At 67.0% G+C, this 12,013-nt stretch carries 14 protein-coding genes; 7 read left to right on the top strand and 7 right to left on the bottom strand.

Annotated features, from left to right (window positions below; translation table 11 throughout):
• Positions 1-530 precede the first annotated feature (530 nt).
• Positions 531-1,052, top strand: a complete 522-nt coding sequence (locus ACTIR_RS24825; RefSeq protein WP_154663727.1) for a hypothetical protein — start codon at positions 531-533, stop codon at positions 1,050-1,052.
• 219 nt (positions 1,053-1,271) lie between these two features.
• Here ACTIR_RS24825 and ACTIR_RS0111555 read toward each other — a convergent pair whose 3' ends face one another.
• Positions 1,272-2,558 (bottom strand): helix-turn-helix domain-containing protein, encoded by a 1,287-nt coding sequence (locus ACTIR_RS0111555; protein WP_065388573.1) that lies wholly within the window; start codon positions 2,556-2,558, stop codon positions 1,272-1,274.
• A gap of 410 nt (positions 2,559-2,968) precedes the next feature.
• Between ACTIR_RS0111555 and ACTIR_RS0111565 the strand changes: the two genes are divergently transcribed.
• Positions 2,969-4,147, top strand: coding sequence for a JmjC domain-containing protein (locus ACTIR_RS0111565; RefSeq protein ID WP_026454411.1), 1,179 nt, complete (start codon positions 2,969-2,971; stop codon positions 4,145-4,147).
• Positions 4,120-5,034 (top strand): aldo/keto reductase, encoded by a 915-nt coding sequence (locus tag ACTIR_RS25435; protein ID WP_026454412.1) that lies wholly within the window; start codon positions 4,120-4,122, stop codon positions 5,032-5,034. Before ACTIR_RS0111565 ends, ACTIR_RS25435 begins: the two co-directional genes overlap by 28 nt.
• Here the strand turns inward: ACTIR_RS25435 and ACTIR_RS25910 are convergent.
• The 4 genes from ACTIR_RS25910 to ACTIR_RS0111590 all read right to left on the bottom strand — a co-directional run bounded on the left by ACTIR_RS25910 (position 4,920) and on the right by ACTIR_RS0111590 (position 7,415).
• A complete protein-coding gene (locus tag ACTIR_RS25910; protein ID WP_154663728.1) occupies positions 4,920-5,498 on the bottom strand; it encodes a hypothetical protein in 579 nt (192 codons plus the stop codon). The two genes, ACTIR_RS25435 and ACTIR_RS25910, sit on opposite strands and share 115 nt — an antisense overlap.
• 332 nt (positions 5,499-5,830) lie before the next feature.
• Positions 5,831-6,664, bottom strand: coding sequence for a helix-turn-helix domain-containing protein (locus tag ACTIR_RS0111580; protein ID WP_026454413.1), 834 nt, complete (start codon positions 6,662-6,664; stop codon positions 5,831-5,833).
• Positions 6,661-7,191, bottom strand: a complete 531-nt coding sequence (locus ACTIR_RS22910; protein WP_052583846.1) for a DUF6879 family protein — start codon at positions 7,189-7,191, stop codon at positions 6,661-6,663. Before ACTIR_RS22910 ends, ACTIR_RS0111580 begins: the two co-directional genes overlap by 4 nt.
• A complete protein-coding gene (locus ACTIR_RS0111590; protein WP_026454414.1) occupies positions 7,191-7,415 on the bottom strand; it encodes a hypothetical protein in 225 nt (74 codons plus the stop codon). Before ACTIR_RS0111590 ends, ACTIR_RS22910 begins: the two co-directional genes overlap by 1 nt.
• Positions 7,416-7,643: 228 nt before the next feature.
• Here ACTIR_RS0111590 and ACTIR_RS0111595 point away from each other — a divergent pair, with 228 nt between their 5' ends.
• Together ACTIR_RS0111595 and ACTIR_RS0111600 are read left to right on the top strand one after the other, a co-directional pair.
• Complete coding sequence (locus tag ACTIR_RS0111595) at positions 7,644-7,868, top strand: hypothetical protein (RefSeq protein WP_026454415.1); 225 nt, start codon at positions 7,644-7,646, stop codon at positions 7,866-7,868.
• On the top strand, positions 7,868-8,098 hold the full coding sequence (locus ACTIR_RS0111600; RefSeq protein WP_034239504.1) for a hypothetical protein: 231 nt from the start codon (positions 7,868-7,870) through the stop codon (positions 8,096-8,098). The genes ACTIR_RS0111595 and ACTIR_RS0111600 overlap by 1 nt, the downstream gene beginning before the upstream one ends.
• A gap of 355 nt (positions 8,099-8,453) precedes the next feature.
• Here the strand turns inward: ACTIR_RS0111600 and ACTIR_RS25440 are convergent, their stop codons facing one another.
• Both ACTIR_RS25440 and ACTIR_RS0111610 read right to left on the bottom strand, forming a co-directional pair.
• Positions 8,454-8,846 (bottom strand): DUF397 domain-containing protein, encoded by a 393-nt coding sequence (locus ACTIR_RS25440; protein WP_084789439.1) that lies wholly within the window; start codon positions 8,844-8,846, stop codon positions 8,454-8,456.
• A complete protein-coding gene (locus ACTIR_RS0111610; RefSeq protein WP_026454418.1) occupies positions 8,843-9,718 on the bottom strand; it encodes a helix-turn-helix domain-containing protein in 876 nt (291 codons plus the stop codon). Before ACTIR_RS0111610 ends, ACTIR_RS25440 begins: the two co-directional genes overlap by 4 nt.
• An 833-nt stretch (positions 9,719-10,551) precedes the next feature.
• On the opposite strand from ACTIR_RS0111610, the gene ACTIR_RS24835 reads away from it, so the two are divergent.
• Both ACTIR_RS24835 and ACTIR_RS25915 read left to right on the top strand, forming a co-directional pair.
• On the top strand, positions 10,552-11,034 hold the full coding sequence (locus ACTIR_RS24835) for a hypothetical protein (protein WP_154663729.1): 483 nt from the start codon (positions 10,552-10,554) through the stop codon (positions 11,032-11,034).
• A gap of 516 nt (positions 11,035-11,550) precedes the next feature.
• Positions 11,551-11,763 carry a hypothetical protein gene (locus ACTIR_RS25915; RefSeq protein ID WP_154663730.1) on the top strand — a complete coding sequence of 71 codons (213 nt, stop codon included), beginning with the start codon at positions 11,551-11,553 and terminating at the stop codon, positions 11,761-11,763.
• The last annotated feature ends 250 nt before the right edge of the window (positions 11,764-12,013 follow it).

Raw genomic sequence — 12,013 nt, forward strand, 5'->3', positions numbered from 1 at the left:
GCAGCACCGTCGCGGCAGAGGGAGACGTGAACCCATGGGGCGCCGAGTGGCTGTTCTCGCCGCGAACTCGAAGATGATCACGGCGAACGTTCGTCTTGGTCGCTGGTCGCACCCCGTATGAGGGGTCGTTGCGGCATGCCACAGTCGTCGGCGAACACTTCTGACCGGTCATGACGTTCGTCTCCTCCTTCTTTGGCACCACACCAGTGGTGAGGTGCGGCCCTGCCCGACGAGGGTTCACCCGCCGCGCCTTGGTTGGGAGGCAGGCCGACCCTCGTGAGCCGGGAAACTCTGTGGGTAGCCCCTGTGGCTCGAATCGCTCGGCCCCAAGTCGGGCGGATCTGCACCTCCGTTACACCGGTCAACAACCTGTGCAGGATCTCTTCGACTCAATGGCCGGGACTGCTCGGAGCGGGACGGGGTGTTTGCTCCGAGCAGGAGCGTCGGAAAGCGGACCGATGCCCTCCGTGGCGTAACGGGCACGTCCCCGATGAAGACGACATCGCGAACATCCGACGCCTGGAGGACCCATGACCAATCCAACCGGTACCCCACGACAGCCCGCGCCACGGAAACGGATGTGGGCCGGTCTCACCTTCGGCGCTGTCGCCTGTGTTGGCCTCGGCCTCGGCATCGGCCTGGCCATCGCCCCGAGCGGCGAGTCCCCGACCGACCACTCATCCGGTAGCGACCCCACCACCCCTGCGGCCAACGAACCCGCCGGGCCAGCCGAGAGCTACGACTTCGGCGGAACGGAACCACTCCCCACACCCGAGGATTTCGAACTCGCGGTGAAGGTGCAGGAGAAGAAGTGCTTCGGCTCGGCCGGATGCACCCTCACCTACCGGATCGAACCCACCTACGTCGGCACCTCCGACCTCACCGAGATCGACCAGACGTTGACCGTGACCTACGAGGTCACCGGCGGCGAACAGGAACAGATCAACAGCTTCACCCTGCACGGGGAACAGGTACGCCAGGACTCCCACCAGGACATCCAAACCGCCTCGGAAGATGACGAACTGGCGGCAACCGTCACGGACGTGTACTGACACCAGAGCGTCCTGGCCTGGGCACGAGGTCCACCGTGGTCGACCGTGTTATGGAACGGCGCCGTTATCGGAGGCGGCAGCGAGCATTGTCCGCGCCTGGCCACCCTCGACAGCTCTCGTGTCTATGCAGCTCTCCCCTACCCGGGAAAGCTGCCGCACCGCGCAGAGCAGGACCGATCAGAGAGGCCTGGGGTTGACTGCCGTGTATCGGTCCCGTCCCTACAGGGTGACGTGTGCGCGCCGGGCAAGTCCCCCCAGTTCGGGCATGCCACCACGCTGGGGCGAGGCGGCCAGTGAGCTGATCAGCCGTCGCGCCGAGCTGCGTGTGTGAACTTCGCCGGCAGCGTGGTGCTCAGCGAGCAGGAGAGCTTGATGAGCCCGATCGTCGCGGCCATGCTGCTGCCACACCATCGCGAGGTCGACCAGGTAGCGGCCCTTGCGTTCGGTCGTGGGCAGCGCGTCGAGGCGAACTTGGCGGGCCGCCTCCAGCGCGGTGGCGGAATCACCCAACTTGTAGGCGCTGCTGATTTGGTGCGCCAGGGCGTAGTCGCGCGCCCGCTGTAGCTGGTGATGGTCGCTGATCTGGGCAGCCACGGTGGCTGCTTCCCGGTAGCACTCCACCGAGCGGTCCCGGTGACCTCGGATGGCTGCTGCGTATCCCGCCACGCACCACAGCTCGACTGCGTGCCGCCATGTGGCCGGATGATCCTGTCGGGTGAGCGGGAGAGCCTCGATCGCGCGGATGCCGACCCGTTCGGCCTGCTCGTAATCACCGATGCGGCGTGCCGCGGTGGACAACACCCGCCGGGCCTGGGCGAGCACCAGGGGATCGTCGGCCTGGTGCGCTCGGTGGACGGCACGGTCGGCTGCCATCGGCTGCAATCCGGAGACCAGCAGTTTCGCCAGGGCGTGCGCGGCGAGCTGGTAGCTGGTTGAGGTCAGCGCGGCGGTTTCTGCCGTCGGTGCGGCGGCCATGCTCGCCTCAGCGGTGAAGATCAGCCGCGGGAGTTCGTCGGAGAGCCACACGTAGCGGCACGCGTTGTATCCGGCTTGCGCCCGTTCGAGTCGTGCCCGCAAGTCGGCCGTCGGCATCGGTGCGGTATTGGTTCCGGTGGTGACGAACAGGCAGGTGGAGATCCGTTTTTCCAGCAGCGCTGCTGGGTCCGGCTCGTCAGCCGCAGCAGGTCGGGTAAACGCGGCCGCGACACCGAACGCGCTGGCCGCGCCGAGGAATGCACGACGGTCCACCGGATCCTCCGAGTTGCGGTTGTGCAGGTTGGAACCAACGGCAGGCGGTTGGTCATCCAGTCCGAACATCGATGGTGCCACGCCGAGGACCTCAGCGAGCTGACGCAGAACAGCGACGTCTCGGATCGGTTGCGCCCCGGTTTCTGCCCTTGAGACCCGCGTCTTGGTATAGCCGAGGCGTTGCCCCAGCTCGTGTTGAGTCCAGCCTTTCGCCCGTCGGGCCTGCCTGATCAGTTTCCCGCTGTCCGCCTGCTGCATGTGCGCCTCCAGTAACCGATTACAACTCAACGTAGCGGCCCTGGAGGCAGATCAAGCCGAGATTCCTGATCGGCAACTGAAGTGCGTAGTCGGCACAGCAGGCTCCGGCACCACCCAACGTGCGGTTACCTGGAACACGTCATCAGTCGGGCATCACGGAGAAGGACGAAGGAGGTGATCAGCGATGGAGGACGACCTGCTGTTGAGCGTGGAGCGGTTGCACCAGGCGCAGAACCGCGACCGTATGGCGATGGCTTCGGACGGCAACGATTCCGGCGAGACCAGGGATCCGGCCTGAGCCACTGCCTCCCAGGCAGGGTGCGGGCTCCTGGATCGGTCGCCGCTTTCCGGTCTCGGGCCCGCACCCTGTCACCGCACCGCTTACCGCTTCTTTTCGTGTGGAGGGTTTCGTGGATCTTCGTTTCGTTCGCGATCTCGAGCAGGCATTGGCCTGGGACAACGCCGGCGAACTCGGGCGGACCTTCGCTCGAGGCGCCCTGCCGGATCCTGAGGTGGCCGCGCGGCTGCTCACCCCGCATCGGCTGCTGGACCTGCTGTCGTGGCGGTCGGTGGACTTCCCGCAGATCCGCGTGTTGCAGGACGGCGTCGATGTGCACACCCGGAGCTATCTGACCAGCCGCACCAGCCGCCGAGGCCAGTCGGTGCCCATCGCGGACACCGAGAAACTGGGTGTTCTGCTGGGGGACGGGGCACAGGTCGTCGTCGACGCCCTCAACCACCTCGACCCGGCGCTGGAAACGGCGTGTCGGGCATTGCAGTGGTGGTGCGGTATGCCCGTGCAGGTCAACACGTATCTGACCACCGGGGACGCCGCCGGGTTCGATGTGCACTGGGATGACCACCCGACCGTGATCGTGCAGGTCGCCGGCTCGAAATGGTGGGAAGTGCGTGGACCGTCGCGGGCGGCCCCGTTGTACCGGGACACCGACCCCAACGTCGAACCCCCGGATGCAGTCGTGTGGTCCGGTGTGCTGCGGGCCGGTGACGTCATCCGCATTCCGCGCGGCTGGTGGCACAGCGCCACCCGCACCGGCCACGACGACGACCGGCTCTCACTGCACCTCACGTTCGGCATGACGCCGCACACCGGCATCGACTGGATCTCCTGGCTGGGCGACCTGGCCCGCGACGACGAACGATTCCGCCACGACCTCGGGCCCGACACCGACCACGCCACACTCGCCGCGGCACTGGCCGAACTGGCCCGTGAGCACAGCCCCAGGGACTACCTCGTCCACCGACGGCAGACCGATGTCCGGCCCCGGCGCAGCGTGACCGGCGGCGCGTTCGGCCCACCGGAAAAGCTGATGTGCACGACTCCCTTCCCTCCGGACATCGTCGAAACCAACGAGGCCGTGACCGTGATCGCGGCAGGTCGGCATCTGCGATTCGCCCGCACCGCGGCCCAGTGCGCGCGGCTGCTGCTGTCCGGCCGCCCTGTCGATCTCGCCGACGTCGCTGCCACCACCGGCGTGGACGCTCACAAACTCGGCGCCGTACTCCTGGAGGAGGGACTGTGCACGGAGGCCACCCCCGCCTTGTGCTCGGCCTACACCGCACTCGACTGACCCCCGACCTGCTGCGTGCGGCGCTCACCTTCGGCGTGACCACGGTGGACACCGCGCCGCACTACCAGCGCGGCACTGCCCACCGGCAACTCGTCCACACCGCCGGAAGCCTTCTTGATCGCTTCGCGGTGTGCACGAAGGTCGGCTACCACCACAACACCGCAACCGGCGAGAACGTGCACAGTCTGGCCACGCAGCAGCTCCGCATCGCCGCTTCGACCGCGGTGCGGAGCCTGCACCAGCCGCCAGCGGTGTTGTGGCTGCACAACCCCGAACGCAGCCTGACCGGCCTGCCGGTGCAGTCCGCCGCCGAGCGGCTGGCCCAGGCCGCGGAGATGCTCGCCCACGCGGTGGAACGAGGATGGTGCCGCAGCTGGGGCATCGCCACCTGGAACCCGGAACAGGTCCTCCCCGCAGTCGCCGCGATCCGCGGTGACTGGCCTAGACCGAAGCTCGTCATGGCCCGCTCGGGGCTGCTCGCACCAGCAGCGGTCCTCACCGCGGCCGAACACCTCGCAGCGCACTGCCAGGCCAGACTGTGGGGGATGAGCCCGTTCGGCGGCGACACCCAAGATCCCGTCTGGCGCGAGGTCAACCCACGCCGGTTCCTCGCCCCAGGACAGGACTCCACCCGATGGCAAGCCGCGTTGCGCCTCGCGCTCGCCGTACCGGACCGAGTGGAACGGATCGCCGTCGGGACCAGCACCCCTTCCCACCTCGCCGAACTGCTCACCGCCCCCGACCTCGCCGTGAACGCCCAGCGGGTGACGTCCTATCGGACGTTGCTGGAGCGGCGCAGCGCGGCGGAAACCTCGTCGGCGGCGTGTTCGGCCGGTGCCCGCAGCGGCTCACCGTCTGGAAGCGCCAACAGCGGGACCAGGCTGTAGGCCCTGCACAGCAGCCCCTGCCTGCTGTGCAGGTAGGGAGCGAACTCGACCAGGCACCGCTGCGCCACGTCGGGCGCGGCCAGGGAATCGGCCCACAGCCGGGCGTGATCCACCCCCACGGGTCCGGCACCGAAGTCCTCCCAATCCAACAGGACCAGTTCCGGAGCCGTGAGGTTCGCGAAACCCATGTCGCCGTGGAGCCCGCCCCAGGAGCTCACCGTGGTATCCACCCCACCGCCGAACACGGCGGTGATCCGTTCGGTGAACCCCTGCTGGTCGACCTTCTGCTGCGGCAACGGCACCGCCGTGGTCGCCACCCCGTGCAACGCCCGAACCAGGCCATTCCACCACCGGTCGGACAATCCAGGGTCGGTGCGCAATGTTCCGGCCGGGATCACCGTGCGCTCGGTGACCAGCTCAAGTTCGTCGGCCCGCCACACCAGCCCCTCGGCCTCCCAGCGCACACCGCGATACCACCCGGGCCGCGGAACGCCCGTCAACGCGGACGCGGCCACCACACCAGGCACCCGCGCCACCGCGGGATCACCAGCCGGCCACAGTTGAAGCCGTATCCACGTCCCCGTGTCCGACGGCGCCCCCCACATCCGACGCTTCACCACCGCCCGCGAGGTGTCCAGCCGTATCCCCAGCTCGGCCTCCGCCCGTGCCACGGCACCAGGGCATCCCACCCGCCGCAGATCCGGCACCATAACCCCAGTCCCCTTGTTATTCATGTGGCTGTCCTCCAGGCCGATGTCGTTTAGGTCTGGGCAAGCGTCCGCCGCTGTCGGCCGGGCTATGGAGCGACGCCGTGGTCGGAAGAGGCGGCGAGGAGGGTCCGCGCCTGGTCGCCTTCGACAGCGACATCCCAGAGCAGGTCAGTGGCCGTGTAATAAGTGTCGACCTCTCCTGGATCGGTGATACGGCGTTCCCCGCTGAGGTCCTCGACCAGGACGACCTCGTCGAGGATCCAGTAGCCGTGCATCGGCGCGATCGGCACGCGGGTACGGGCGGGCACGATGCCGAGCCGCACGTTGGGTGTGCCGATGGAGGCGATCAGGCGGTGGATCTGCGCGGCCATCACCTCGGGTGGTGCGACCGGATGCCACAGGGCGGCCTCGGCGAGGAGGAACTCGAAGGTCTTGCCGGGTTCGTAGAGCACCTGCTGGCGGCGCATCCGTTCGCGGACGGCGTCGGTGATGTCGTTGGCGCCGCCGTGCAGGGAACGCGCGGTGGTAAGCACCGCGGCGGCGTAGTCGGCGGTCTGGAGCAGACCGGGAACGACACTGAACTCCACGGCCCGCACCGTCGTGGCGTTGGCCTCCAAATCCTGGGCTTCCTGCTGGCGCGCCCGGTATCCGGCGCGGACGCGTTGCCGCCACACCACCCGTGCGTCCTCGATGGCGGAACGCTCGGCGCGCAGCTCTTCCGCGGTGTTGTCGGCCACGCCCAGCAGGTGCAGCAACCGGGCGAGTTCGTCCTCGGTGGGTAACTGCTTGCCGTTCTCGATCTTGGACTGTTTGTGTGCGGGCCAGCCTGCGTCCGCGGCGAGCGTCTTGGCGTTGAGCTCTCCTCGAAGTTGGCGCAGACGCTCGCCGAACGCGGTCTTGCGGCGCTCGAAGCTGGTCACAGGCTCCTCAGCAGTGCCGGATGATCTCGGAACGGGCGTGCGTACCGCAGGGCGCGGTCGCGGAGGTGACGGTAACGCTCCACTGTGCTCGGCTCTTGCTCGACTGTGGCTCCGCGGAAGCCGTCGGCGTCGAAGTGCATTACCGCGACGGTGTCGTCGTCGAACAGCCAGAAGTCGTGGTCGCCGAGGTCGAGTGCGGCGGCCTGGTCCGCGTCGAGCACGCGGATGTCCTCTCCGGCGGCCTCGTTGTGCTCGGCGATGGCCATCTCGAACCGCAAATAGTCGGTGAGCGGAGCGGTGAGGACCCGCACGCGGCCGATGGTCTTGCCTGCCGCGACAGCAGAACGGATGCCGTCGAGCCAGGGGGTCATGTAGCTCAGGTCGCAGGACTCACCGGCGAGGAACTGGCGTAGCGGCTCGGCCTCGTCCGGCTCGTGGTACTCGCCCTGACACTCGTAGCGCCAGGCCGAGCTGCGGTAGTGGGTAAGCAGGTCTGCCCATGCTTGCCCGGTGACGAATTCCGACATCAGCTGGTGGTCTCCTGGTGCTCGCGCACGTACGTCATCAACGCGGCGGGCACTTCGACCACGGTCTCGTGATCGGGAATGCCGTTGCCGTGTTCGCGGAGTTCGGCGAGGGCTTCGGGGTCGGTGACGATCTCGCCCTGGATCAGGTACGTGCCGCGGTCAGTGGCGTAGGCGGTGGGGCACTGGCCGGTACTGGAGGTCGTGCCCAGGTAGGTGACCTTCATAGACGTAGTCCCTCCCTGCAGGTAGTTGCGAGCAACCCTGATCCAAGTGCATGGCTCGTACCGCCGCACTCCCCTGATCGAGCGACGATCCTACATTATTGCTCGCAAGTATTGATAGTTGCGAGCAATCTTGCCATCGTGTCCCATGAGCTGGCGGCAAGGCCTGCGCGGCACGGTCTTCGACGACGGTGACGACAAGATCCCCGGAACGAGGAGAGCGGGAACCGGATGATCGAGCGCGACCGCGCACTGCTCGCCCGCCTGGCGAGGGTGAACCGCAATCTCGGCGAAGTCGTCATCGACCTCATGCACCATCAAGACGGCGGCGAACTCCCCGCCACAAAGCTGCACAACGTGGCCACCGCTCTGCACCAGCTCGCCGACGACATGCTGACCCGAGCCGGCGAGCTGGGGCACCATGCACTCGACCAAACCAGCGAGAAGAGCCGCTGATGTCCCATCACGAGCTGCTCGACGGCTCCACCCCTCCCGAGACCACGCTGCGAAGGGCACCCATCGACGAGGAGACCGCGATACTGGAGGGGCTTCCCACCATCGTCCGCTGGCCCGCCGTCGACCCCGACGAGGTCGCCAAACAGGCACGCCACGCGCTGTACCAGCGCCAGCAACCATCGATCGAGCTGCTGGAACACGTACTCACCGGGCTACGCACACTCACCTGAGGCTCGACAGGCGGCCGGGGTGACCTCTCGGGGAGTGATCCCCTGCCCGTGGACACCTGCCCGCGATTGGGTCGGGTGATGACGTTACGCGTTGTGAGGCGACTACGGCCTCATCCGCCATCAGATGCTTGAGGAGCGGACTCGAAGCCGCCCTTGGCGGTTAACCCGCGCCCTCGGTTGTCTCTACACGAGTGGACTTGCCAGTGCCGATTTCGCGATCAGGGACGTCACCGGCGCTGACAAGTCCACCTCACCGGGTTCCCGTAGCCACTCTCCACCGCAGGCAGGTGAACGGGTAGCGCCCGGTTTCGGCTCCTGCACCCGGGCGGGCGCAAAGCATCGCACGCCTCCGCTCCTACGCAGCGTTGATGCGTGCGAGTGCCGCCGCGGTCTCGGGACGATCGAATTCGCCGTCCACAGCGCCAGCAACAAAGGCTGCCCACTCAGACCTGGTGTAGGCGAGGATGACGTGGCTGTCGAGTGCCTGGACCCGGACGCTGCCGTCGTCACCGACCTCGATCCGTACTGCGCTATTGCTGCCGGCCTCGGCGTGCCCAAGCGCTTCGGCGAGCACACCGGGCCAGTGTTCAGCACCAATCGTGATCTTCGGCCCGACTCCGTGATCCTTGCTGTCACGGATGTGAACGCGATCACTATCAAAGTTGATCTCTACGCACTCCTGTGACGGGTTGCTGAACGAGCTCTTGAACCAGCCTGTCGCTGGGTGGCGGGAAGAAGCGTTGCTCACGTCTGCGTCTCCATCTCTCTGCGGACCTCGTGGATGATCTCAAGCGAGGCGTCGAGGTCGAGCGCGCGGTCGATGGCCTCGTCGAGGCTGGCGCTCAGTTCGCGGACGACATGTGGTTTGTCGATCAGCGAACCGGTGGTGACGGCCTCCTGCCAAACCATGTCCGGCAGGAGTTGCGAGTGGAAGGACAGGATGGTCAGGCCGCCGCCGATGACCGGGTGGGCGCCGGCACTGTAGGGCATGACGTGGATCTTGATGTGGTCGCGACGCTCTTCGCCGAGCTTGGCCAGACGTGCCAGCTGATGGATCATGACCTCGCGGCTGCCGACTTCCTGCCGGAGGGCCGTCTGCCCGATCACCACGGTGAGGTCGATCGGGTCCGGCTCGTCGAGACGTGCCTGTCGGGCGAGTCGGGATTCGATCCGCGGGCCGACATCGACAGGCTTGATGTAGGGCGAGCCACCGCGGATCATCGCTCGCGCGTAGTCAGCGGTCTGCAGCAGGCCCGGAATGGTCTCGGCCGCGTACTGACGGAAGGCGCGGGCGCCGGCCTCCAACCCGATGAACCGCAGGAACTCCTCGGAGTAGAGCCGGGCGTAGTCGTCCCACCATTCCCGTTGCTCAGCCTGCCTGCGCAGCGCCTCAAGCTCGTCGAGCTGCCCTGTGGACAGCTCGTAGACCCGCGCCAGCTCTACCAGCTTGGTCGCGGTGAGCTTGCGTTTCGCAATCTCGATCGACGACAAGTTGTTGCCGCCGATACCGGTCTGCTTGCCGACCGCGTTCAGCGTCAAACCCAGCTGCTCACGGCGTTCGCGTAGTCGTAGGCCCAGCTCCAGCGCTTGAACCGTGCTCGATTCCGGCGCGTTTCCCATCAGCGGCGCTCCCCACCTGTCCTGAGTACGCAGTGCGTTGGTCTCAGTATCACAGTCTCGCACCGACAAGTACACACGATTGGAGTATACCTTCATAAGTGTTCTCGCCTTACATTGATAGTACTCATGAGGTTCCTGACTGAACTGCGAGTGTTCGCATTGACGGTTGAGGTGATCTCGAGGTGCTCGGCGCGTCCCAGCCGGTGCCTATGACGGCACTGCCCTCGGTCGGCCCGCTACTCGCGACACGGGTCGATGAACGGCGCCAGATCGCCCGAGCACGTCGTGCCGACCTCACCGAAGTCGCTGAGTTGCTGGTCCCAACACGCTCGGCCATGTCGTCCTACTGGGACGGTCGGCCGAGTTGCCGGCGGCGGGTGGCGCTGCGTCGAGAGTCCCTTCCCGCACACGACGACTCCGCGCGCCGCCCGCCGCCCTCTCTCCGTCGTACGGATACGGCACTTCGATCGTCATGCCGGATCCGTTTCCTCCACAGCAGTCCCCTGGGCGGATCCGCCAGGAGACGATTAAGGCGACACCACCGGAGCTCGACCTCGACACAGCCGCTGCGCTGGCCACGACCACCGGTGGGCAGGCGTTGACCCCGACCTCCGCCTGCCCACCGGGTTCCACTGCAGATGCGAACTCGGCACCCGTCTGAGGCTGTGCACGCAGATGCGCATGACGCCACGAAACCACCACGCCCGATGGCGTACTGACACCTACCGAACCGAGAGTGACTCACGCCGGATCGTGGTACAGAGCGATGCTCGCCGCGGCGCTCGAGTCGCTCGCCTTCCCCCACCAGTTAACCAAGGAATCGGAGTATCGCCATGGCGACGACGATGCATCGGGACGACCCGACATCACCCCCGACGCCACCTCCCGCCGAAGCGTTCGACCTCGCCGCAGGCATGGGATTCTTCCGGGGCCTGGGATGGCCGACCAGCATCGACACCCGCCGACGACGGCTTGTGGTGCATACCGGCGATGCTCTCGATGCACTGATCGTGCCCAGGGACCTGGCCAACGCCGTCGCCATGACGCTGAGCACGAGCCTCATGAGCGGCCCCGTCAGCACTGACAGCAGCCACCGCTGGTGGACCTTCCTGACGGCACCGTGCCAGCGGGCCACTCTGGAACTGCCTGCCGAGCTGCGAACAGCACGGGTACACGCCGTTCCGCGCCGCGGTCACACCGTGGTGCCGCACCCGGCGGCCCCTCACTGGGTACAACGCCCGCAGCCGGACCGGCCCCTCCCCCCGTGGTCCGCGGTCGTCGCGATCACTCGCAAAGTTCTGCAGATACAACACTGATCACGCGCTCTCACGCTCGAGTTCGTCGAGCCGTGCGCGGCCACCAGCGCCGCATTCCCGCCCATCACTCAGAAGGTCCCCTCATGCGCATACCCGTGGACCAAGTCACCGCCGCCACACCCTGCCCCGGCGTACGCAGTACTGGGACGTGGCACTACCCGCGAACGGCGTCCGACCGGCCCATCACCATGCCCTACCTCGCCAAGGGGCCGCTGGGACAGCACCAGGTCGTCATGCCCTCCCTGTGCGCCCGCGAGTACCTACTCCCACCTCACTCTGACGCCGACTCACCTGGTCCGGTATGCAGCGAATGCCGCGAGCGACTCGCCGCCCTGGCGAAAACCCGAGCGGCTGTGGCAGCGCCCGAACGCCCCGCCGAGAATGCCAGCCCGGCCGACATCCCTACTCGATGAGAGCCGAGCCGCTGTGGGACGCCACGAACTCCGCGACAGCACAGGAAAACTCACTCCGGGGAGACCCGATCCAAGTCGCAGCGGACGTCATAGCGCAGAAGCGATGGAAGCACTGACCGAACCGTTCCTCACCTACGAGCGGGCGCTCCTGTATGGCTCGACGGACCAACTGCCGGCAGTCGTCGAACACGATCGTCAGTGGCCCACAGTCGATCTGGACGACCCGGGCGTCAAGGGCGAACGGGAACGTGCCGTTGACGCCGCGATCCAGCGGGCCCATCCGACGCGAGCGCCACAACGACAGCGACGGCGATGACACCCGCCCACGACGGAGTACGAGGTGGCCCGGCTGCTCGACCTGATGCGCAAGAGAGGGACCACGGGAGGAGCCACGCCATGCGTCACCTCAGAAGACCCGCTCCGGGGAGCTACCCAGGACCGGAAGACCCCTTACGATTCGTCCTCGGTGTCCTGACGATCGTCGGGCTGTTGATGGTGGTCTCCGCTGTCATCGGATGACGGGAGTGCTGGCCTGACCCGCACCGGCCACGATCATCGTGTTCCGA

Source organism: Saccharomonospora iraqiensis subsp. iraqiensis (assembly GCF_000430445.1).
GTDB lineage: Bacteria > Actinomycetota > Actinomycetes > Mycobacteriales > Pseudonocardiaceae > Saccharomonospora > Saccharomonospora iraqiensis.

Bases quoted from the DNA above. Each gene is read 5' to 3' on its own strand.
- ACTIR_RS24825 (WP_154663727.1), top strand. From the start codon at position 531: ATGACCAATCCAACCGGTACCCCACGACAGCCCGCGCCACGGAAACGG.
- ACTIR_RS0111555 (WP_065388573.1), bottom strand. From the start codon at position 2,558: ATGCAGCAGGCGGACAGCGGGAAACTGATCAGGCAGGCCCGACGGGCG.
- ACTIR_RS22910 (WP_052583846.1), bottom strand. From the start codon at position 7,191: ATGTCGGAATTCGTCACCGGGCAAGCATGGGCAGACCTGCTTACCCAC.
- ACTIR_RS0111590 (WP_026454414.1), bottom strand. From the start codon at position 7,415: ATGAAGGTCACCTACCTGGGCACGACCTCCAGTACCGGCCAGTGCCCC.
- ACTIR_RS0111595 (WP_026454415.1), top strand. From the start codon at position 7,644: ATGATCGAGCGCGACCGCGCACTGCTCGCCCGCCTGGCGAGGGTGAAC.
- ACTIR_RS0111600 (WP_034239504.1), top strand. From the start codon at position 7,868: ATGTCCCATCACGAGCTGCTCGACGGCTCCACCCCTCCCGAGACCACG.
- ACTIR_RS0111610 (WP_026454418.1), bottom strand. From the start codon at position 9,718: ATGGGAAACGCGCCGGAATCGAGCACGGTTCAAGCGCTGGAGCTGGGC.
- ACTIR_RS24835 (WP_154663729.1), top strand. From the start codon at position 10,552: ATGGCGACGACGATGCATCGGGACGACCCGACATCACCCCCGACGCCA.
- ACTIR_RS25915 (WP_154663730.1), top strand. From the start codon at position 11,551: ATGGAAGCACTGACCGAACCGTTCCTCACCTACGAGCGGGCGCTCCTG.